This window comes from uncultured Zhongshania sp. (assembly GCF_963975605.1).
GTDB classification, from domain to species: Bacteria; Pseudomonadota; Gammaproteobacteria; order Pseudomonadales; family Spongiibacteraceae; genus Spongiibacter; species Spongiibacter aquimaris.
In genome coordinates this window covers 189,505-209,697 of record NZ_CAXBHN010000004.1, presented here as the reverse complement: position 1 = coordinate 209,697, position 20,193 = coordinate 189,505, and the positions used below count along the sequence as shown (strand labels likewise).

The 20,193-nt window shown below is 49.9% G+C and carries 21 protein-coding genes and 1 tRNA gene; 11 read left to right on the top strand and 11 right to left on the bottom strand.

What is annotated here, in order from left to right:
* Window positions 1-16 precede the first annotated feature (16 nt).
* The 3 genes from AAC007_RS06475 to AAC007_RS06465 all read left to right on the top strand — a co-directional run bounded on the left by AAC007_RS06475 (window position 17) and on the right by AAC007_RS06465 (window position 2,488).
* On the top strand, window positions 17-781 hold the full coding sequence (locus tag AAC007_RS06475) for a TonB-dependent receptor (RefSeq protein ID WP_339675381.1): 765 nt from the start codon (window positions 17-19) through the stop codon (window positions 779-781).
* Between the two features lie 11 nt (window positions 782-792).
* Entirely contained in the window at window positions 793-1,878 is a 1,086-nt protein-coding gene (locus tag AAC007_RS06470) for a phosphotransferase (RefSeq protein WP_339675379.1), read from the top strand.
* 211 nt (window positions 1,879-2,089) lie between these two features.
* On the top strand, window positions 2,090-2,488 hold the full coding sequence (locus AAC007_RS06465; protein ID WP_339675376.1) for a hypothetical protein: 399 nt from the start codon (window positions 2,090-2,092) through the stop codon (window positions 2,486-2,488).
* Window positions 2,489-2,514: 26 nt separating this feature from the next.
* On the opposite strand, the gene AAC007_RS06460 is transcribed toward AAC007_RS06465, so the two are convergent.
* The 4 genes from AAC007_RS06460 to AAC007_RS06445 all read right to left on the bottom strand — a co-directional run bounded on the left by AAC007_RS06460 (window position 2,515) and on the right by AAC007_RS06445 (window position 8,206).
* Complete coding sequence (locus tag AAC007_RS06460; RefSeq protein WP_339675374.1) at window positions 2,515-3,357, bottom strand: SDR family NAD(P)-dependent oxidoreductase; 843 nt, start codon at window positions 3,355-3,357, stop codon at window positions 2,515-2,517.
* Window positions 3,358-3,429: 72 nt separating this feature from the next.
* Window positions 3,430-6,030 (bottom strand): TonB-dependent receptor, encoded by a 2,601-nt coding sequence (locus AAC007_RS06455; RefSeq protein ID WP_339675372.1) that lies wholly within the window; start codon window positions 6,028-6,030, stop codon window positions 3,430-3,432.
* A 26-nt stretch (window positions 6,031-6,056) separates the two neighbouring features.
* Window positions 6,057-7,004 carry an NAD(P)-dependent oxidoreductase gene (locus AAC007_RS06450; protein WP_339675371.1) on the bottom strand — a complete coding sequence of 316 codons (948 nt, stop codon included), beginning with the start codon at window positions 7,002-7,004 and terminating at the stop codon, window positions 6,057-6,059.
* Window positions 7,001-8,206, bottom strand: a complete 1,206-nt coding sequence (locus AAC007_RS06445) for an NADH:flavin oxidoreductase (protein ID WP_339675369.1) — start codon at window positions 8,204-8,206, stop codon at window positions 7,001-7,003. Before AAC007_RS06445 ends, AAC007_RS06450 begins: the two co-directional genes overlap by 4 nt.
* Window positions 8,207-8,382: 176 nt before the next feature.
* On the opposite strand from AAC007_RS06445, the gene AAC007_RS06440 reads away from it, so the two are divergent.
* Window positions 8,383-9,030 (top strand): TetR/AcrR family transcriptional regulator, encoded by a 648-nt coding sequence (locus AAC007_RS06440; protein WP_339675367.1) that lies wholly within the window; start codon window positions 8,383-8,385, stop codon window positions 9,028-9,030.
* A 101-nt stretch (window positions 9,031-9,131) separates the two neighbouring features.
* On the opposite strand, the gene AAC007_RS06435 is transcribed toward AAC007_RS06440, so the two are convergent.
* Window positions 9,132-9,218, bottom strand: a tRNA-Leu gene (locus AAC007_RS06435).
* 120 nt (window positions 9,219-9,338) lie between these two features.
* On the opposite strand from AAC007_RS06435, the gene rnr reads away from it, so the two are divergent.
* From rnr to dnaB, 7 genes are all read left to right on the top strand, one after another.
* Complete coding sequence (gene rnr / locus AAC007_RS06430; protein WP_339675365.1) at window positions 9,339-11,840, top strand: ribonuclease R; 2,502 nt, start codon at window positions 9,339-9,341, stop codon at window positions 11,838-11,840.
* 11 nt (window positions 11,841-11,851) lie between these two features.
* Entirely contained in the window at window positions 11,852-12,586 is a 735-nt protein-coding gene (gene rlmB / locus AAC007_RS06425) for a 23S rRNA (guanosine(2251)-2'-O)-methyltransferase RlmB (RefSeq protein WP_339675364.1), read from the top strand.
* A 152-nt stretch (window positions 12,587-12,738) separates the two neighbouring features.
* A complete protein-coding gene (gene rpsF / locus AAC007_RS06420) occupies window positions 12,739-13,182 on the top strand; it encodes a 30S ribosomal protein S6 (RefSeq protein ID WP_219042560.1) in 444 nt (147 codons plus the stop codon).
* 26 nt (window positions 13,183-13,208) lie between these two features.
* Window positions 13,209-13,436 carry a 30S ribosomal protein S18 gene (gene rpsR, locus AAC007_RS06415; RefSeq protein ID WP_103682882.1) on the top strand — a complete coding sequence of 76 codons (228 nt, stop codon included), beginning with the start codon at window positions 13,209-13,211 and terminating at the stop codon, window positions 13,434-13,436.
* Between the two features lie 17 nt (window positions 13,437-13,453).
* The gene (locus AAC007_RS06410) at window positions 13,454-14,302 is read left to right on the top strand and encodes a hypothetical protein (RefSeq protein ID WP_339675360.1); all 849 of its coding nucleotides are present in this window, start codon (window positions 13,454-13,456) and stop codon (window positions 14,300-14,302) included.
* Window positions 14,303-14,341: 39 nt separating this feature from the next.
* On the top strand, window positions 14,342-14,788 hold the full coding sequence (gene rplI, locus AAC007_RS06405) for a 50S ribosomal protein L9 (RefSeq protein ID WP_219042558.1): 447 nt from the start codon (window positions 14,342-14,344) through the stop codon (window positions 14,786-14,788).
* A gap of 130 nt (window positions 14,789-14,918) precedes the next feature.
* The gene (gene dnaB, locus AAC007_RS06400; RefSeq protein WP_295874002.1) at window positions 14,919-16,364 is read left to right on the top strand and encodes a replicative DNA helicase; all 1,446 of its coding nucleotides are present in this window, start codon (window positions 14,919-14,921) and stop codon (window positions 16,362-16,364) included.
* A gap of 13 nt (window positions 16,365-16,377) precedes the next feature.
* On the opposite strand, the gene tatC is transcribed toward dnaB, so the two are convergent.
* Genes tatC through ubiB form a run of 6 tightly spaced genes read right to left on the bottom strand, consistent with a single transcriptional unit; the run spans window position 16,378 to window position 20,191 of the window.
* Window positions 16,378-17,136, bottom strand: a complete 759-nt coding sequence (tatC, locus tag AAC007_RS06395; RefSeq protein WP_339675355.1) for a twin-arginine translocase subunit TatC — start codon at window positions 17,134-17,136, stop codon at window positions 16,378-16,380.
* Window positions 17,133-17,519, bottom strand: coding sequence for a Sec-independent protein translocase protein TatB (gene tatB, locus AAC007_RS06390; protein ID WP_295873995.1), 387 nt, complete (start codon window positions 17,517-17,519; stop codon window positions 17,133-17,135). The genes tatC and tatB overlap by 4 nt, the downstream gene beginning before the upstream one ends.
* Window positions 17,520-17,750 carry a Sec-independent protein translocase subunit TatA gene (gene tatA, locus AAC007_RS06385; protein ID WP_295873993.1) on the bottom strand — a complete coding sequence of 77 codons (231 nt, stop codon included), beginning with the start codon at window positions 17,748-17,750 and terminating at the stop codon, window positions 17,520-17,522.
* Window positions 17,751-17,787: 37 nt separating this feature from the next.
* The gene (locus AAC007_RS06380) at window positions 17,788-18,120 is read right to left on the bottom strand and encodes a phosphoribosyl-ATP diphosphatase (protein WP_219042553.1); all 333 of its coding nucleotides are present in this window, start codon (window positions 18,118-18,120) and stop codon (window positions 17,788-17,790) included.
* A complete protein-coding gene (gene hisI, locus AAC007_RS06375; RefSeq protein WP_339675353.1) occupies window positions 18,117-18,518 on the bottom strand; it encodes a phosphoribosyl-AMP cyclohydrolase in 402 nt (133 codons plus the stop codon). The genes AAC007_RS06380 and hisI overlap by 4 nt, the downstream gene beginning before the upstream one ends.
* 41 nt (window positions 18,519-18,559) lie before the next feature.
* The gene (gene ubiB, locus AAC007_RS06370; protein ID WP_339675350.1) at window positions 18,560-20,191 is read right to left on the bottom strand and encodes a ubiquinone biosynthesis regulatory protein kinase UbiB; all 1,632 of its coding nucleotides are present in this window, start codon (window positions 20,189-20,191) and stop codon (window positions 18,560-18,562) included.
* Window positions 20,192-20,193: the final 2 nt, after the last annotated feature.

The following is a 20,193-nucleotide window of genomic DNA, read 5'->3' as shown; positions in this document are numbered from 1 at the left end:
CAACCGGCCAAGATAGTTGTCGTCAACCGGTCATCCTAATTGTCGCCGAACAGATACCTATGAAATCGGTGCGAAAACCACCTTTGGCGGGCCTGTGCCTGGTCGCGTCAATATTGCGGTATTCCACAATGATCTAAAAGACATGCAACTTCAAATCGGCTATAACTCCGCGAGTTCCGGTCCTACTACGGGGATTGTTAACGCGGGTGAGGCGGAAATCAACGGATTTGAAGTTGAAGCCTACTTTCAGCTGTTCGAGCCCCTTAGTCTGAGCATTTCATACTCGCAACTGGATACCGAGCTGCTAAAGCAGAGCGATGTCGACCCGGCGGATGTTGAGCGCGCAGTTACAGAGGCGTCAGGCAATCCCTTGTCCGGTCAAATAGCAGCATCCACGTTTGTTCCAATAGCGGCAGAAGGCGATGAACTTCCTTACGCGCCTGAATCCTCTTGGGTGGCAACGCTAAAGTACCAGCTTCCCGTCAGCGCAGACATAGGTTTAATGGATGTGGGTGTCACCTACACTTACACTGGCGAGCAACGCGCAGCGGCATCAAATTCAACGCCTCACGACGTCCTGCCTGATTATAACTTGTTGAACGTTAATGCCTCTTGGTTAGGTGTGTTGGGTAGCAATTTTGATTTGACTCTCTTTGGTACAAATATTTTGGATGAGCAGTATTTAACCTATGTCTCTGGAACCTATGTAGCGACGGGCATTGAGAGTCGTCAGGTTGGATTTCCAAAAATGTACGGCGCTCGCCTGCGCTATAGCTTTTAAGGAATAGCACGATGAATAACAGTACGCGAGCGGTACCGGTAACATGGAATATCGGCATTGCTTGGATGGAAAAGGTCATTGCCAAAGATTATCCCGAAGCCAGATTAAAGGCGTTTCATCGTATCGGTGGCTCCGATGGAACAAGCAGTAGGGCGTTATTCGCTCTTGAATATGCCAGTGGGGATGGCCCCAAAACGGTGTTTGCGAAGACTAAGGGAAACTGGCTGCGCAGGTTTTTTCACGCCATGACAGGTAATGCTTACATAGAAGGTAGCCTTTGTAACTCAGGTGTCGACCTCTGTCTTGAGCATCCATTGTTCTATTATGGCGCCGTAGACAAATTGCGTATGAACGACGTCATCGTTATGGAAGATGTAGGTAGCAGGGGTGCTACCCTGAATGATGCAACGACGCCTTTGACCGTAGATCAAGTTGCCACCGGATTAAGAGAACTTGCCAAAATGCATAGCGCCTTTTGGGGCTTGAATAATAAGACTCATCCAGAGCTTGATTGGGTTCGCCCTTGGAAGGCCTCAGGCACCTTTACGTTTTTGATGAAATACGGATGTGGGCGAGGCACTAAGCGTTTGCTGGAGTGGCTGCCAGCGCAGGTAGTCGAGGCGGGTCCCAGGATGCTGGTAGATACTTGGGCGGAGTACTTGCGGAGTCTTTCAATAGGCCCGCAGACACTGCTGCATGGTGATGCTCACGTTGGCAATACCTACTTGCTTCCCGATGGTGGTTTCGGTTTTTACGACTGGGGTGTTGTTCGTCGCGGTCATTGGTCTTTTGATGTTGGCTATTTTCTGGTAAGTGCGTTGAGCGTCGAAGATCGTTGCGAGCATGAGCAGGACCTATTAAGGTTGTATATAGACTCGCTTACAGTAGGCGTGGCGGATAAGCCCGATTTCGACGAGGCCTGGCTGCATTACCGCTGTTCTCCCGCGTACGGTCTTCCAATCTGGATATGCACCGGTGCGGAAGATGACTACCAGAGTCCCGCGATCTGCCAAAATCTGGCGCAGCGTTTCGGCAGTGCTTTTGTTGAACTGGATACGCGAGGTGCGCTGAGAAGTATTGTATCCAGTAGGGGCTAAGATAAGATCTGTGATGTGGATTGTTAGTCTCTCCACACCCTCGCCGGATGCCCGTCGACATCGTGGTTGGAAGATATAACTGGTATCCAGCAGTTCATTTCAAATGCTTTCGTCTGCGACGCAGAACCGCGGCGATATTGCGCCGGCTAACTGGGTGCCTCTGCCCGCTCGGCCGGTGATTAGCGCAGCCGCACAAGCTGCTTGAGACGACATGCTGGGCCTTGATGCAGGCGGAAGCTGTGGTGGTGGCGTGTCTAGCTACGTTGCCTCAATCGGTGGGCATTTGGTGCTGCTGGACGCGTGGGAAAGTGTGGGTGTTCAAGAGGGCACAACTCCAATCAGTCGGGAAGATTTGGCCGCACTGCAAGCCGAAGCCATCTTCATTGGTAACGGCCATTTCGACCACGCAGCTGATACCGGAACTGTTGCCGGCCGGACAGGTGCCGCAGTGATAGCTGGGCAGTCCGTGTGTGATCTAGCCCGCGAACGTTCATTCAGCAGCGGTGGCGCTATCGATTTTCCTTGCTTGGTACTCGGGAGTGAAGGCATACCCGCTCCGGGCACTGGTCAGAGCATACTAAGCAGTGAAATAGCTGTTCGGAGCAGATGACAAAACACGGCCATACAATACTAGGCTTAGCCTGTGTGGCTGCACTGACGCGTAGTATTAGTAAGTCGAGAATAGGTTCGGGCTAGCAGCATCGCCGTTAACCCTGGGAAGGTTCTGCTGATGAATTTAAACAGTTTTGCGTCGGCTCCAATTGTTACGCATGGTGAGTTTCTCCTGATCCCACGTAAAATTTTCTTCGCCGCCTTATCGGGTGAAATCCCAAAGCGTTGAGCCAAGGCCAGATTTTTTTGAGCTTGCTCCAAATCATCAGACTCGCTCAATGTCGCCATAATCATATTGGTCTGTATTGCACCGGGATATATACAGCTGACACCAATACCTTCGCCACTGAGCTCTGCGCGCAAGGACTCGCTGTACGCCTGTACGGCCGCTTTGCTGCTGCTGTATGAGCACTGACTTGGCAAACCGTAAAAAGCCGCCATGCTAGAAAGATTCACAATATGCGCAGTCTTTTGTTGGCGTAACAATGGAAGCAACGCCCGACACATTAATACGGCAGACCAGAAATTAAGACCGAACACCCGCTGCCAGTCGTCGATGCAATGATTTTCTGCGCTCTTTTGTAGTGTCATTCCAGCGTTATTAACAATCACATCGATTGAAGAATGAACGCTCATTAATTCTTCTGGTAAGGCGTCAATCTCTGTTGTTTTACTCAAATCTACATAATGGCAGCTAATTCGCAAATCAGATTTCTGCAGCTTTTCAGCTAGCGTATTTAAAGCCAATTGATTGATATCTATTAACGCAAGGTGGCAGCCTTGATTGACAAACGCTTCGGCCAAGGCGCTCCCTAAGCCACCTGCTGCCCCCGTAATAACGACGGTTTTTCCCCGTAGTTGCTTCATAAAAAATCCAAATAGAATAACAGCAGCTCCTCACACTTAGCTCAAAGCTACCTTTAAGATGTAACGACAGGGTTAGAAGGTCTTGCGTAACTCGACACCGTAGGTTCGTGGATCGCCAAGTACGCTAGTGAAGGTGCCAATGCTATCTCCAGCTGATACTGCGCCAATATCGTAGCGCTCATCGGTGAGGTTCTTAACATAAGCTGCAATACTCAGGCTTTCATCATCACCGGTCCAGCTAACCCGTGCGTCAAATAGAACGTAAGCATCCGCATAAGCAAGTGACTTGTCCTTTTTAGAGGCATCCCAAGCTCCGCGGTCTAGGCCGAGATAAATATCACTTTTGTAACTAGCGTCCAGGCGTGGAACGAATCGACCAAACTCAGTTTCCAGTGTGTGCTGAATGCCTAAGGCTGCAGTCACTTCAGGAGAAACAGCAAATTCCTCGTCTGATCGATCAATCGGAACAAACTCTCCCCGCAGCGCTAGCGACTTGAGGTCATTGTCCATGAACTCTTCGTAGCGATAGTTATTATTGCTGTACGTGAAATTGATCATCGTGTTCATCGACGGAAACCACATTACTTCGAGTTCGACGCCTTCAATGGCTGACGCCCCTGCGTTTTGTGAGCCGACAACCAATGCGTTATTAGAATCAACATTCACGGTAATCAGATGCATATTTTTAAATGTCATCGAATAGGCGGCGATATTCACTCTCAGTGAGCGTTGTAGAGCGTCAATTTTTAAGCCGATCTCTCTATTTTCGAGCTCTTCTGGCTCGACCACAGTAAGGCCATCAAGACCAAATGGTTCTTGAAAGCCAGACTTGAACCCATTGCTCCAGGTCGCGTAGACCATTGCCGAATCGATTAGGCTGTCATTTAACAAGTCTTCTGGGAGAATGTATGCAGCAGACGCCATAGGAGTAAACTGCCGAAAAGTATCGCTTCGACGGTCTATTCGGGCCTCACCAAGGGGCGCGCGAATATCGCCGGGAAAGCGCTCTTTTAATATATTATTCGCAATTGTCAGCGGATCTTGTGACCATCTACCCAAGAACGCGAGTGCTGCCATATCAGGCAGTATGGGTACAAAGCGAGGGTCGGCGCTGCTAATAATCGAGGTTACCTCGGCAAGGTCTGCGCCGCGGGTTTCAAGGTATGAAGTACGTGTTTCCTCGGTGTAACGCCCACCCACTGTCAATTCAAAATTATCGGTGATATGCCAAGTCGCTTGTGAAAAGGCGGCAAAGGTTTCGCCGTCGATTTCAAAATCCTGAACAGTGGCCAACGGCGCCGCACCTGCAACAAGGGGTATCGTTCCTCCCGGAACTAGACTGGTTAGACTGCTCAGTAAATCGGTGACGGCGGTAAGATCAAAGCCCGCTTGACCAGAGGCTAAACCCAGGAAGGCTATAGGCTCTGCGCCGACTAAAGGGTTGCTGGTATTAAAGCGTTCCGACTTATATTCATCTTGCCAAAAGATTCCCGCCGCATAATCAATATTGTCGAATAACACGCCGTTGAACTGGAGTTCTACAGTCAGTGATTCTTGGCTGCTATCGTCCAGAAGGTCTGCGCGTAAAAATTCTGCAGGCCCGCCATCATCTGCGGTTGTTTGGGGATTGTATTTGGTCGCGTCACGGTAACCGATTATCGACTTGACACTGTGATTCTCATTGAGCTGATAATCAAAAGTCAGACCAAACATAAGTTCGTCTTGATCTTTGTTTTGGCGCTGACTGTCGCCTTGATTGGTATGAAGATCGCCTTGTGATTCACGTGAGTTCGCTTCGCAGTTATCGCGATAGGCGCTAGGATTATTTGGGTCGGTATCACCAGGCCAAAGAATACCTAGGCCATTAACAAATAGCGCATCATCACTAACAATGCGGCAATGATACGAAGGAAAGTTTTCGCGGGTACGGCCAGCAAAAGTAAAGCTATCTATGGTTAGAGCATCGCTAGCGAGCCAGCGAGTTTGGAATATTGCGGAGAGTCGATCGATCGATTGATTCTCCCGGCCAGTCGCGTCTTGTAAAAAGCCGTCGCGACGACGAGTGTTAACTGAAATCCGCGTAAACAACTCATCATTAATTGGTAAGTCAACGGCTGCTTGTAAACGTTGCTCATTGTAGTTGCCAAGACTGCTTTCTATATAGCCGCCAAACTCTTCATTAGGCTTGGTTAGACTGAATACTAATGCGCCACCCGTATTGTTTTTTCCGAACAAGGTGCCCTGGGGACCACGCAATACCTGTACGCTGTCAACATCAATAGTGTCGAGCAGCTGTCCGTCTGGGCGGGGAATAAATATCCCGTCCAAGTACACACTTACGGAGGGATCAAAGCGCGCAAACGGGGCGCGTTGGCCAATTCCACGGATAAAAATTTGCGGTGAAGTGCTATTATTTATCTGTAGGCTCGGTACGGATTTACTCAACTCTTGCGCACTTAAAATTCCCTGTTCACGCAAAGAATCACCGGTAATAGCTGTGACAGCTACTGGCGTCTCTTGAATGTTTTCAGCTCGTTTCCGAGCCGTCACGATAACCTCTTCTATCTGACCTCGTGCTCTTTCTTTGTCGTTATCGCTGCTGTCCTGCGCGTGGCTAGGGGTCACGATTGCAGTAAGTGATAGTGGGAGTAGCAGTTTTTTATGAATATTCATTATGCACCAGTCTATTTTACAATTTATTATATTTTTGCCAACGCGTAAGGCAGTAGGCGGTTTAAAAGTGGGCGTAGCGGCCAGATCCCAATCCGAATAAAACGCATTCGATCTGCCATTTCCTGCTCGTAGTCGTCAAAGGTGTGACGCTGAAAATTAAGTATTTTTTGTGCTTCAGTCGAATCCATCCAGTGGGTGTAATAGCTTTCTTGGCTAGTAGTGTTGTACGGCAATGTCAGAGAAAGCGCGCTAAATACTGTTTTTATAAATCGGTAATGACTAATCTGGCAGTCCTTACCACCGCCAATGAGTAGTGTTTTACGGTCTGCAGAAGCTGAGTTCACGGCGTTACACATTGCTAGTGCAACGTCTTTAGGATGAACAAACTCTACCGGCGACTCCGGATGTATTTTAAGCAGCTGACGAATTGTTTCTCGGTCAGCTTTTAGAGTGCGGTTATCTACAGCAACGCCTACCCGCAAAATCACCCATGGTAAGCTGGAGGCACTTAATTCTTGTTCGATTTCGATTTTATGACGCGTGTAATTGTCACTAGGAAATACACTATCTGAAAGTGTTTTAGCCTTTTCACCTAGACAGGATTTTCCAAACACTGTGACAGAAGATGGGAACACAAACCTCGGCGGTTGCGGGCAGGCCTCCATACTTCGGATCAGGGCCTTCGTTGCGTTAACGTTTATTTCTTCTGCTAGTTTTGCCTGGGTTTCTGATGACGGCGGTAGTAGGGAAGCATTATGAATAACTGCATCAATGTCCGTCAGTAATTTGGAATGTAGTTTGGTATTGCGAATATCACCAAGGATCACTTCGCAGCGATTGGTATATCGGCTCTTTAGTCTTTGATTTAGTCGGCTATCGAGATCGAAGCAGCGCACTTTATAGCCTTGCTCTAGCGCACTCTCTATACACATCTGCCCAAGATTTCCAAACGCGCCAGTAATCAAAATATTCATGACCTGGCACCGTCAAAAAACTGAGGACAGTGAATGCCTAGTGGGCTTGCGATTGTGCCGACACATTGGTTGCAGTGGTTACACCGGCTTGTATAACCTGGCTTTTCTGCAAGCTTGGTCGGAAGGTCGGGGTCAGCTAAAAGACTGCGGCCTAACTGGATAAAATCAAATCCGACATCTAATATGTGCTTAAAATTCTCGCCACTAACAGCGCCACCTATATAGATCATCTTGCACTTAACCGCTTTTCGAATGCGCTTTGCGTGCTCAAGAAGATACATGTCATGGAAAGGCATGGCAGGAAACATTTTGCGACCCATGAGACGCAATATCAAACGCATGAATCGATTTTTTTCGTATCGCAATAGCGACGGCAGAATGCTGTCACCGCGGAACATCAGCATTGGGTTCATCGTGCTGGTTCCGCTGCTAGTAATGATCGCGTCGATACCAGCCTTATCGAGCGCTCTGCAAATATCGATTGAATCTTCAAGACGGATGCCGCCGCGGCGCCCCTCTGACATGCTAATTTTGCCGATAATTGGGAAATCATCTCCGACTGCTTCTCTAACCGCTGCAAGGACTCTAAGTGGAAGTCGAAGGCGGTTTTCGACGGAGCCACCATAGTTGTCTTTGCGGTTATTGGTAAGTGGGCTGAGAAATTGGCATAGCCCATAGCCATGACCAAAATGAATTTCTAAGGCGTCGAAGCCTACAGACTTCATGAATTTCGCCGCTTCGCCATACGCGTTTACTAGACTTTCGATATCACTTAGCTTCATCGCGTCGCAAAACCACATCCCCTCCGCGAACCCTAAGAGATTCAAACCACCACGGGGCCCCTTGGGGCGACCATCCAAGGTATGGTTTTTAGAGAAGGCGCCACAGTGACCCATCTGACCAGACACTTTGCAGCCAAGCTCCTGAATTCCCTGAACAAGATCGCGAATGTCCTCACGGTAGTCCTCGTGCATACAAAGCATATCGGCATTCAATCGCCCGGCATTTTCGACCGCGCAATAACCAATAGTCGTCATTGCAGCACCACCGCGCGCAATCTCACTATGGAAATTCAGCAAGTCCCGACCTGGCCTCCCATTTGGACTCAAGTTTTCAAAAGTCCCTGCCTTGATGAGCCTGTTTTTCAGTTGAAGGCTATTCAGGTTGCATGCGGTGAGTGCTGGGTTGCTAATGCTCTGCATAAGCCCTCTGTGATTATTAAGCCTAGTTCTGTCGGTGATAAAGGCTTATCTAGATAAAAGACAGGGGCCGTAACGCAATATCGATGTTATATAACTATATTATATAAGTCAATTTTATAGAATGCCTCTGAACCTCAGGTATAATCTGAGATTGACCAAATGAAGTGAGAGCGCCCTTGAGTACTGAGTTATCAAGTAAAAAAAAGGCAACTGTCAGCGCCGCTGAAGCGAAGCCGAAGCGACAAACTCAAGCGGAGCGCCGTGAAACCACTCAAATAAAGGTGTTGGAAAGTGCTTGCCGTATTTTCGGCTCCAAAGGCTATGCAGATACATCGTTAAAGGATATTGCCGCAGACCTCGGGTTAACGATTACGCCGATCTACCATTATTTTGGAAACAAGCAGTCGTTGTTTTTGGCTGTTACCGAGGCAATGGAGCTGGAATTTTCTCAACAGATTGAGGGGATTGGGTTAAGAGCCGAGAAAGTGAGTCTTATAGAAATTTGGGACATGCTGATCGAGAAGACTCAGCAACCTTATTTTGCGCGCATAGTGCTAAGCGATGCGCCAATTATTTTGGGGCGCGAGCGCTGGGAAGATACTAGTGTTGTTAGAGCCGTTACGAAAATATTTCGTGACCAACTATCTCTGTATTTCGAGCAAAGTGACTCAGTACCTCTTCTCTCAGAAAATGATGTCGTGCTATTGCAAAGAATGTTAATGGGCTGTTTTACCGAGGCAGCATTGATGCTAGCAGCAAACCCTGATTACGACAGCCGACCGCTTATTTTAGCAATACTCGCAGTTGTTAAGCCTGCTCGGTAACTAAAAAACACTAACAAGTTCAAAGTTTTATCAGCTGATAGAAGTAGTCGAACGGCGAGTAATGAGGGTAGCGATAGCTAGTGGTTAGCGCGAGATGTTCATGGTGCCCAGGAGAGGACTTGAACCTCCACCCCCTTGCGAGGACCAGCACCTGAAGCTGGCGTGTCTACCAATTTCACCACCTGGGCAGGAGATGAGCGGCTATTATACCGAGGCGCGCAATTTACTGATAGAAAGTATTTTTGTCAACGGTTGCGTTACACTACCCAGCATGTTTTTAAATCCGTTTTCAAAGGAAGTTTTACTGAATGGCAAAACGCCGCAATCTCCCTGACCCCCACGCTGAGCGCGAGGCTTCGCGTTACGATAATCCGGTGCCAAGCCGTGAGTTTATTCTCGAGCAATTGAAAGATGTTGAGAATGGCCTGAGCCTGTCTCAGCTGCGCCGACAGCTAGAGGTTGAGGGCGAGGATCAGGAGGAGGGCTTGCGTCGCCGCGTGAAAGCGATGCTCCGAGACGGTCAGATCATTGAAGGGCGGCGCGGCCGTTTGCGCGCGATCAGTGGTGGTGATGCCATGTTGGGTCGAGTGCAGGGGCATCGCGATGGCTTTGGTTTTGTCGTCATTGAGGGTGAGGATGAAGATGTGTATTTGGCCAATCGCCAAATGCAGCAAGTGTTTGACGGTGATATCGTCAAGGTTGAGGTAACTGGTGTTGACCAGCGCGGTCGACGCGAAGGCGTGATTATCGAGGTTGTTGAGCACAATACTCAGCAATTGGTTGGCAAGTTGATGATGCATCGCGGCTTGCCGCAGGTGGTTCCTGAAAACACCCGTATTCAGAATTGGCTGGCTTTGGAGGACGCCGACGTAGGAGCTGCCAAAGAAGGCGACTACGTTATGCTTGAGATTACTCAGCAGCCCGGTGCGCGCCAGCAGGCTCGCGGTCGGATTACCGAAGTATTGGGTGATCGCCGCACCGTGGGTGTGGCAACTGAGTTGGCCATTCGCAGCCATGATATTCCCTTTGAATGGCCGGAGGCAGTAGACGAAGAGGCGCGACGCTTTGGTTCGGAGCCCTTGGCGAAAGACAAGAAACATCGTGTTGATTTGCGTGAGCTTCCCTTAGTTACTATTGATGGTGAAGATGCGCGCGACTTTGATGATGCGGTGTATTGTGAGCCGAAAAAATCCGGCGGCTGGCGTTTGTGGGTGGCGATTGCCGATGTTTCTCATTATGTTCAAGTCGGTTCGGCATTAGATGAAGAAGCGCACAAGCGTGCGACGTCGGTGTATTTTCCTGACCGTGTTGTGCCTATGCTGCCTGAAGCATTGTCTAACGGTTTGTGTTCATTAAAGCCCGACGTAGACCGCTTAACCATGGTCTGCGAAATGACCATCAGTGCGACTGGTAAGCTGAGCGGTTACCAGTTTTATGAGGGGCTTATTCGGTCTCATGCTCGACTAACGTATAACGAGGTTGGCGCTCTACTGGAGTTAAAGGATGTTGACCCTAGTTATGACACAGGCAAAAACCGCGACTTATTGCCCAATTTAAAAGATTTGCACGAGCTTTACTTTACTCTGCGCAAAGCCCGCTCAGAGCGCGGCGCAATCGATTTTGAGACCGTTGAAACCCGTATCGTGTTCAACGATGAGAAGCGCATCGAAGCGATTGTGCCAATTCGTCGCCATGACGCACATCGCCTGATCGAAGAGTGCATGTTGTGCGCCAACGTGGCAACGGCCAAGGCGCTGGAGCGCGCGGGCTTAGAGGCGCTTTATCGTGTGCACAGCGGGCCTACCGAGCAAAAGCTCATTAATATGCGCGAGTTTTTGCAAGAAATCGGTTTGGGTTTGCGCGGTGGTGCCGAGCCAAGTCCGAAAGACTATCAGCTACTGTTATCTAGCTTGGGTGAGCGTGCTGATGCGGCTGTTATTCAAACCATGTTATTGCGGTCTTTGAGCCAGGCGGTGTATCAGCCTGACAACGAGGGGCATTTTGGTCTGCACTATACTGGTTATACCCATTTTACTTCTCCAATACGCCGCTACCCCGATTTACTCGTGCATCGTGCGCTGCGGTATTTAGTGCGTAGTGGTGGCGGTGAGGCGGCTAAGTGCTTCCTGAAAGTAGAGGGTGCGCCGGCATTAAATCGCAAGAAAATCTATCCCTATGATATGGAGGCCTTAGTCGCGCAGGGCATGCATTGTTCGATGGCAGAGCGCCGAGCGGATGATGCGAGCCGCGATGTCATGGCGTTTTTAAAGTGCGAATTTTTGCAGGAGCATGTGGGAAGCGAGTTCGACGGGGTCATTGCCGCTGTTACTGGATTTGGGATGTTTGTCGAACTTAAAGACTTATATATAGAAGGCCTGGTGCATATTTCAGCTTTGCCGCAGGACTACTATCAGTTTGATCAGGCGCATCAGCGCTTGATTGGCGAGCGCACTCGGCGGGTTTTCCAATTGGGTGATACCGTTCGGGTACAGGTGATGGGGGTTGATCTCGATCAGCGTAAGATTGATCTGGCGCTGCCGTCGGGCGAGCCCGCCAAGCGCCAGAAGCCATCCGTGCGCGAGGCCTTAGCCAAGGGTTTGGTGCCTCCTGCGAATGCGAAGTCGGGTCGCGGAAAGGCTACGACTGGCAAATCTAGCGGATCTAAGCGTCGGAGTGCAAAGCCAAAAACGGCTGCGGCGAAGACGCCAGCGCCCAAGCAGGCCGCAAGCACTAAAGCTAAGAAAACCGGTGCGGGTAAGTCTGCAACCGCAAAGAAATCGGGCGTATCTAGTAAACGTCGCAGTCGGTAGAGTAAAAAGTTGTGACTGAAAAAATATTTGGTATCCATGCCGTGCAGGCGGTGTTGTCGCGCAGTCCTGAGCGGGTAAAAAATCTTTATGTGCAAAATGGGCGAGCGGATAAGCGCTTGCAAGAGGTGCTTAGTTTGGCCTCGTCGTCGTCAATTGCCGTTGTGCAGCGGCCGCGGGAAGAGCTGGATAAAATGGTCGAAGGGCGTCACCAGGGTGTGATTGCTCAAGTCGAGCCAGCTCCGGAGTTTCGAGAAAAGGATTTGCCGGATCTTGTGGCGGCGGCAGGTAGTGCAGCCTTGATATTGGTGCTCGATGGAATTACAGATCCCCATAATTTAGGTGCATGCCTGCGCAGTGCTGATGCGGCAGGGGTAACTGCCGTGGTGGCGCCCCGTGATAATTCTGTCGGGCTAGGTGCTACCGTGTTTAAAGTGGCGTGCGGTGCTGCCGACGTGGTGCCATTTATCCAGGTCACCAACCTTGCTCGCAGTCTTCAACAAATGCAGCAAGCTGGCATTTGGATTGTGGGTATGGCGGGTGAGGCGGATACCTCCTTGTATGATCGCGACTTAAGTGGCCCGACCGCCTTGGTGCTAGGGGCAGAGGGTGCCGGTATGCGGCGCTTAACTCGGGAGAACTGCGATTATTTGGCCAAGCTACCCATGGCGGGTACGGTCAGTAGCCTGAATGTTTCCGTTGCGGCGGGAATTTGTCTGTTTGAGGTTGTTCGTCAGCGTCAAAAGTGAAGAATTGGCTAATAATTGTGCTAATTGCTTGCATATAAGGGCTGCCTTGCCTAAAATCCGCGCTCTTGATTTATGGTAGCTCCGTCTATTTCAGGCAGAGTTGTCCTCCTTGTCACACCGTAAAGGGTGGCTTAACCCGTAAGGAGCTGAAAATGCGTCACTACGAGATTGTGTTCCTGGTTCATCCAGACCAGAGCGAGCAAGTACCAGGTATGGTTGAGCGTTATACTCAAGCCATAGAAAAAGATGGCGGTAAAGTTCACCGTCTAGAAGATTGGGGCCGTCGTCAACTGGCTTACCCTATCAACAAAATCCACAAAGCACACTACGTGTTGATCAATGCTGAAGCGTCTGCTGAAGCAGTGGAAGAGTTGACTACTAACTTCCGTTACAACGACGCTGTATTGCGTAACCTCATTATCCGTTGCGATGAAGCAGTGACTGAAGAGTCGCCTATCATGAAAGCGGAAAAAGAGAGCCGCGAGCGTCGTAGCCGCAGCGAGCAACGTGTAGAGCGCAGCCGTGATGACTCTGAGTCAACAGCTGATGACGATAGCGATTCTGATGCCGATATGGCAGAAGATAACGCTGAATAATTGCGGACTGAGTTAGGAGAATAGTTATGGCACGTTTTTTCCGTCGTCGTAAGTTTTGCCGCTTCACAGCGGAAGGTGTTAGCCAGATCGATTATAAAGATTTGGAAACCCTGAAAGCCTATGTTTCTGAAACAGGCAAAATTGTACCAAGCCGTATCACTGGTACTAATGCTAAATACCAGCGCCAATTGTCAACTGCAATTAAGCGCGCACGTTTCCTAGCTTTGCTGCCTTATACAGACAGCCATAAGTAAGAAAACGACGTAATACCATGCGCGCCTTAGCTGAATTTATAATGAAAGGGCGCTTGCAGGCAGTAGCCGTTGCAGGCTTAGGTGTCGGCACCTTAGTATTTGCTTGGGTCGGCGTGGCAGCAGCGGTACTTGTGTTGCTGCGCAAAGGTTTGGCCGAAGGCGCTTATGTGGTTTTTTGGGCGCTGTTGCCGGCCATAGCGGTGGCAACAATCGGGGCAGATGTCGGTCCGCTGGCAATGCTGCTTGGGGCTTCGGCCTCAGCGCTTGTGCTTCGCAATACGCAGCAGTGGTCAAATGCCTTAGTTACTGCGGCAGCAGTAGGCTTGTTTTCAGCCTTGCTGCTTACGCAATTTGCCAATGCCTATTTGGTGTCGGTGCTCGAGCTTGTGCAGCCTATGCTGCAACAAATGCAGGCGTCAGCACCGGGCGCATTTCCAGAGATTACCACTGGAGATGTAGCGGCATTGATTGGCGTGAGCGCGGTGCTTTGGAGCACCTTAGCGGTAATGCTGGGGCGTTGGTGGCAGGCTTTGTTGTACAACCCAGGCGGATTTCGTCTGGAAATGTGGCAGCTTAGGCTCTCGCCGACAATTACCATCGGCCTTGTGGTGGTGATGTTGTTGTTAAGCAAAGTCGGTGGTGATTACCGGTTTTGGGCAATAATGTGCGTTATGCCGATTGTGACTGCTGGTTTAGCTTTAGTGCATGGTGTGGTTGGTCGTTTGGGCTTAGGCCGTGCTTGGTTAATAGTTTTTTACGTTGCGTTGTTAATATTGCGGCCGCTATGGGTGGCGTTGATACTGGCAGCGATTGTGGATAGTTGGATTGATATTAGACGGCGTTTACCGGTTCGTCCTGCACCGTAGGACAACGTGAATGTCGGCGTATTTGAGAGGGTAAGAACCATGCAAGTGATTCTGCTGGAGAAAATTGGCAAACTTGGCAATCTGGGTGATCAGGTTAACGTTAAATCCGGTTACGGACGTAATTTCCTGATTCCGTATGGCAAGGCTGTTCCTGCCACTAAAACCAACGTTGCTGAGTTTGAAACTCGCCGCGCGGGCTTGGAAGCAGCTGCAGCTGAGAAGCGCAGCAGCGCTGATTCGCGTGCCGCAAAGCTAGCTGAGCTAGCTGTGACTATTGGCGCAAACGCGGGTGATGGCGGCAAGTTGTTCGGGTCTATCGGTACTCGCGACGTTGCAGACGCTGTTACTGCTGCTGGCGTTGAAGTGAATAAAAGCGAAGTCCGTATGCCAGAAGGTCCAATTCGCGACCTGGGTAGCTACGACGTCGTTATTCAATTGCATAGCGATGTAGTACAGACTGTCAGCATTACTGTTGTTGCTGAGTAAGACTGCTACACCATTAGCTATATTGGCTGCAGCGAAATAGCGCTGCAGTATCGCAGCACATGCGGATATAGCTATGTGAGTAAAAAAGCACGATCGCTGTTTGTAGCGGTGGTGCTTTTTTTTTGCAACAATGCCCGATCTTATATTGCTTAGTGATGGTCCAGTGCACCCCGACGTTTACCCAGAGTCACCACCAGATTTCGCCGAAGAGCGCGATTTCGCACAGCTGAAATTGCCCCCGCACTCGGTAGAGGCAGAGCAGTCGGTGCTTGGCGGCTTGATGATCGCCAATGAGGGCTGGGATTCTGTCGCCGACGTGGTTGGCGAAGGGGATTTCTTTCGGCCTGAGCATCGCAAAATTTTCGCGCAGATGGTGCGTCTTGTTCAGCTTCAGCAACCGATAGACGTCGTCACTCTTGCTGAATCGCTCGCAAAATCTGGTGAGTTAGAGTCAGTGGGCGGTTCTGCGTATCTCGCTGACATCGCCAGTAATACCCCTTCTGTTGTCAATATTCGCGCGTATGCACAGGCTGTACGGGAGCGGGCAACCTTTCGTTCTTTGATCAGCGCCGCGAACGCGATCGCTGATAATAGTTTTAATCCCGAAGGCCGTAACAGCGATGAAATTTTGGATGAGGCCGAACGGGCCATCATGCAGATTTCTGAGGAGCGCCCCAAGACCGGTGGTCTCACCCCGATTAACCCGTTACTCAAACAGGCCGTTGATAAAATTGACGAATTGTTTAGCAGTGACAGCGCGATTACTGGTCTCACCACCGGCTTTGAAAAGCTCGATGAAATGACTTCGGGTTTGCAAAAATCTGATCTCATCATTGTCGCGGCGCGACCGTCGATGGGTAAGACCACGTTTGCGATGAACCTGGTTGAAAATGCCTTGTTGAGTAGTGATTTGCCCATGCTTGTGTTCAGTATGGAGATGCCGGCAAATCAGTTGATGATGCGGATGTTGTCGTCGGTTGGACGTATCGATCAGACCCGTGTGCGCACCGGCAAGCTTGAAGAAGAGGATTGGCCAAAGTTGAGTGCCGCGGTAACAAAGCTGAAAGATCGGCCCTTGTTTATCGATGATACGCCGGCATTAACGCCGACCGAAGTGCGTTCACGTGCACGAAAAATCGTCCGTGAACATGGCGGTATCGGCATGATCATGCTCGACTATTTGCAGTTAATGAAAGTAGCTGGTACTGGCAGTGAAGGCCGTACCGCAGAAATATCTGAAATTTCGCGCTCCTTGAAAGGAATCGCCAAGGAATTTGAGTGCCCAGTTGTTGCCTTGTCGCAGCTTAACCGCGCCCTGGAGCAGCGACCAAATAAGCGACCAATCAATTCAGATTTGCGGGAGTCTGGTGCGATCGAGCAGGATGCTGACGTCATCATGTTTATTTATCGCGACGAAGTGTACAACGAAGAGTCGGCTGATAAGGGCATGGCTGAGATTATTATTGGTAAGCAGCGTAACGGCCCGATTGGAACAGCGCGCTTAAGCTTTATCGGTAAGCACACCCGTTTTGAAAATCTGGCCTTTGGCTACGAGGCGCCGCCGGACGAGTATTGATATTGCTTGCGCCCTAATCTTGCTCTTCGCCGCCAATCGCTGCCGCCTTCTTTTTTACCAGTCTGCCGAAGATAATTCCGACTTCAAACAGTAGCCACATAGGTATCGCTAGTAGCATCTGTGAAATCACATCCGGTGGTGTCAGTAGCATGCCAAAGACAAAACAGGCAATGACCACATAGGGGCGTTTTTCGGCTAATTCATTTGCGGTGATGGCGCCCGAGGCGATGACGAGAACCGTCGCAATCGGAATTTCAAAAGCGACTCCGAAAGCCAAAAAGAGTTTAAGCGCGGTGTCTAGGAAGCGTGCTATATCAGGGGTGTAGCTTACGCCCTCCGGTGTAATGCCGCTGAAAAAGCCAAACACCAATGGAAATACTACGTAGTAGGCGAAGGCCAGGCCGGCATAAAATAGGGCGACACTTGAAATTAGTAGCGGTGCGGCGATGCGTTTTTCGTGGCGGTACATGCCCGGTGAAACGAACTGCCATATTTGATGCAGAATGACTGGCATAGCTAGGCAAAATGCGGAGACTAAGACCAGCTTAAAGGGGGTAAGAAAGGTAGATGCAATTTCCGTCGCTATCATGCTGCTGCCTTCAGGCAATAGGCGCTGCATAGGCTCAGACACAAAGGTGTAAATGTTATTGGCAAAAGGGAACAGCGCCAGTGTGCAGATCAATATAGCTAGGACAATACGCAGTAGCCGATCACGCAGCTCAGTTAGGTGGGCAATTAGTGGCTGACTTTGATCCTGTTCGGCATCGCTCATGGTGTTTTATCTTGATCTGTTGCTGTGTGTATTTCTGGAGTGGAGTTATCGTTTGAGTCTTTGGCCGGTTTGTCTTGCGTGTTGTCTGCCGCGATACTGTTCTCTGCTTCACTGAGTTGCTGCTCGGCATTTTGAATTTCGTTTTTTACGGTATTTTTGGTTTCTTTTAGTGACGCAAGTATCGACTCATTGTGTAGCTGGCGACGAATTTCGTCGGCGCCTACTTCTTTTTCTATTTCAGAGCGAATGTTATTAAAACTTCGGCGCAGGCGTCCGATCCACAAAGACGTTGTTCTAATTGCACCGGGCAAGCGTTCTGGGCCAAGTATTAACAGGCCTAGAACGGCAATGACCAGTAGCTCTGCAAAGCCGATATCAAACATTTACAGTTTTGACTCGTCTTTTTTCTCTGTTTTCTGAGCAGCGTCAGCGTCTTCTTGTTCTTTCTTTTCAATATTTTTGGCGTCGTCATCGCCTTGCATGCTGTCTTTAAAGCCTTTTAATGCGCCGCCAAGATCGCTGCCCATGCCTTTCAGTTTTTTGGTGCCAAAGAGCAAAACTACGATGGCGAGAATAATTAAGAGTTGCCAAATACTAATGCCGCCTAAACCCATAATGTCGTTCCTTATTGCTTATTAATTTGTTGGGAGTTTACTTGTCGCGCGCTGCTTTTTCGTCGTGTCCAGAAAGACCAAATCGACGCGCTAATTCGTCGAGCACTTGCTCATGACCAGCACCGAGATGTGACAACATAACCAAGCTATGAAACCACAGATCCGCGGTTTCATAAATAAGTTTACTATTATCTTGGTCGCGTTCTGCGTCTTTCGCTGCAAGTACGGTTTCGATTGCTTCTTCGCCTACTTTTTCAAGTATTTTATTTAAACCTTTGTGATGCAGGCTGGCGACATAAGAACTGTCAGGGTCGCCAGTTTTGCGCGATGCCAACACGGTGTCTAGTTGTTCCAGAATCGATTGTGTCATGTCTTGTCCACGTGTTGATACATGGTGGCCGGATCTTTTAATACGGCTTCGGTCGTTTGCCAGTCGCCACTAGAGAGGCGGCGATAAAAGCAACTTTGACGACCTGTGTGGCAGGCTATACCGCCAAGTTGTTCTACTTGAAGAAGCAGGGCGTCGCCGTCGCAATCTAGCTCGATTGCGCGAATTTTTTGGACATTCCCAGAGCTTTCACCTTTGCGCCATAGCTTGGCGCGCGAGCGCGACCAATACACGGCGTCGCCGGTGTCGACACTAATTTGCAGTGACTCAGCGTTCATCCATGCCATCATTAGTACGCGACCGCTACTCGCGTCCTGGGCAATGGCGGCGACCAAGCCGTCGCTATTCCATTTGATGTGTTTAAGGAACTCATTGCTCATAGTTGTACACAGTACTGTTTTTGCGAGGGCATTACTTTACCTCAGCGGCTGCGGATAAAGAAATACAAAGCGATGCCAAACAGCACAATACTGCTGTCTGGCAAGTGTCGCAGTCCCTCTCTAATACCTGGGTCAGCGAGCAGGGCGGCACTTATTGCCGCAATGATCGCGATGCGTTGATTGCGAGCGCGTGCTGCTTGTTGGCGAATAAGGGCGTCTAGTTCGCCCTTGTAGTGACTGTTGTCATTTTGCGTGTTGTGTCTGCCCGGCGCGCCGCGCTCTAGTAAGGTTTCGGGTAGATTCGGCAGTTGTTCTAACCACCCCGGTAGGCGATGACTGACACGTTTGAGCATGCTTTGCGGCGAATAGCGGTCGCGAACCCAGCGCTCTAAGAATGGCATGGCAGTAGACCATAAATCTAATTGGGGGTAGAGCTGCCGTCCCAAGCCCTCGATGTTTAATAAGGTTTTTTGTAGAAGTACCAGTGATGGCTGAACTTCCATGTCAAAGCGCCTGGCAGTTTGAAACAAATACAATAGTAATTGGCCGAAGGAAATTTCTGAGAGGGGCTTTTCAAAAATGGGTTCGCTGACGCTGCGTATCGCCGCTTCAAACTCATGGATTTTGGTTTCGGGTGGCACCCAGCCGCACTCTACGTGAAGTTCGGCAACCTCGCGATAATTGCGCTGAAAAATGGCGAGTAAGTTGCGTGCTAAATAATATTGGTCAAAGTCGCTTAGGCTGCCGATGATGGCGCAATCGATGGCGATGTACTGTGGTGACGACGGTCTATTATGGGCGATAAATATATTGCCGGGGTGCATGTCGGCGTGGAAAAAACTATCGCGAAAGACCTGCGTAAAGAAGATTTCGACCCCGCGTTCGGCGAGCTTTTTCATATCGGTACCCTGTTCGCGCAGGGTGGCCACGTCGGTCACTGGAATACCGTGTATGCGCTCCATCACCAGTACATTGCGACGTGTGTAGTCCCAATATACTTCCGGTACGTAGAGTATTTCTGAGTCTTTAAAATTACGACGAAGCTGAGAGGTGTTGGCGCCTTCGCGCTTGAGGTCGAGTTCGTCAAAAATGGTGTGGCGATAGTCTTCTACCACTTCGACTGGGCGCAGGCGGCGACCATCTGGAATGTGGCGTTCTACAAGCCGGGCCAGTGTTTGCAGTAGGCGAACATCCGCACTAATGGTGCGTTCGATGCCGGGTCTGACGACTTTAACCACCACGTCGATATTGCTGTGGAGCGTCGCGGTGTGCACTTGGGCGATGGAGGCGGAGGCTAGCGCTTGGGTGTCAAAGGCGGCAAATAGCTCGTCAATCGATTTTCCAAGTGCAGTTTCGATGGTGGTCACGGCGAGCTTGCTGCAAAACGGGGGAACTTGGTCTTGCAGTTTGGCCAGTTCTTCGGAAATGTCGTCGGCAAGTAGGTCCCGCCGAGTGGAGAGAATTTGGCCGAATTTAATAAATATTGGGCCGAGGTTTTCGAGTGCGCAACGCAGTCGTTCGCCGCGACTAAAATGTCTACGTGGAAATAATCGCCAGGGACCTAAACGTAAAAGTAAGCGTGCGCGCAACGGCAGCTTTTCCGCAGGAATCAACGTGTCTAAGCGGTAGTGACAAATGATCCAGCAAATGACGAGCAGGCGGCGCAGCCCCATAT

Bases quoted from the DNA above. Each gene is read 5' to 3' on its own strand.
- AAC007_RS06410 (WP_339675360.1), top strand. From the start codon at position 13,454: ATGCGCGCCTTAGCTGAATTTATAATGAAAGGGCGCTTGCAGGCAGTA.
- dnaB (WP_295874002.1), top strand. From the start codon at position 14,919: ATGCCCGATCTTATATTGCTTAGTGATGGTCCAGTGCACCCCGACGTT.
- AAC007_RS06445 (WP_339675369.1), bottom strand. From the start codon at position 8,206: ATGCAGAGCATTAGCAACCCAGCACTCACCGCATGCAACCTGAATAGC.
- tatA (WP_295873993.1), bottom strand. From the start codon at position 17,750: ATGGGTTTAGGCGGCATTAGTATTTGGCAACTCTTAATTATTCTCGCC.
- rnr (WP_339675365.1), top strand. From the start codon at position 9,339: ATGGCAAAACGCCGCAATCTCCCTGACCCCCACGCTGAGCGCGAGGCT.
- rpsF (WP_219042560.1), top strand. From the start codon at position 12,739: ATGCGTCACTACGAGATTGTGTTCCTGGTTCATCCAGACCAGAGCGAG.
- AAC007_RS06460 (WP_339675374.1), bottom strand. From the start codon at position 3,357: ATGAAGCAACTACGGGGAAAAACCGTCGTTATTACGGGGGCAGCAGGT.
- rplI (WP_219042558.1), top strand. From the start codon at position 14,342: ATGCAAGTGATTCTGCTGGAGAAAATTGGCAAACTTGGCAATCTGGGT.
- tatB (WP_295873995.1), bottom strand. From the start codon at position 17,519: ATGTTTGATATCGGCTTTGCAGAGCTACTGGTCATTGCCGTTCTAGGC.
- AAC007_RS06455 (WP_339675372.1), bottom strand. From the start codon at position 6,030: ATGAATATTCATAAAAAACTGCTACTCCCACTATCACTTACTGCAATC.
- rpsR (WP_103682882.1), top strand. From the start codon at position 13,209: ATGGCACGTTTTTTCCGTCGTCGTAAGTTTTGCCGCTTCACAGCGGAA.
- AAC007_RS06470 (WP_339675379.1), top strand. From the start codon at position 793: ATGAATAACAGTACGCGAGCGGTACCGGTAACATGGAATATCGGCATT.
- ubiB (WP_339675350.1), bottom strand. From the start codon at position 20,191: ATGGGGCTGCGCCGCCTGCTCGTCATTTGCTGGATCATTTGTCACTAC.
- tatC (WP_339675355.1), bottom strand. From the start codon at position 17,136: ATGAGCGATGCCGAACAGGATCAAAGTCAGCCACTAATTGCCCACCTA.
- AAC007_RS06465 (WP_339675376.1), top strand. From the start codon at position 2,090: ATGCTGGGCCTTGATGCAGGCGGAAGCTGTGGTGGTGGCGTGTCTAGC.
- AAC007_RS06380 (WP_219042553.1), bottom strand. From the start codon at position 18,120: ATGACACAATCGATTCTGGAACAACTAGACACCGTGTTGGCATCGCGC.
- AAC007_RS06450 (WP_339675371.1), bottom strand. From the start codon at position 7,004: ATGAATATTTTGATTACTGGCGCGTTTGGAAATCTTGGGCAGATGTGT.
- hisI (WP_339675353.1), bottom strand. From the start codon at position 18,518: ATGAGCAATGAGTTCCTTAAACACATCAAATGGAATAGCGACGGCTTG.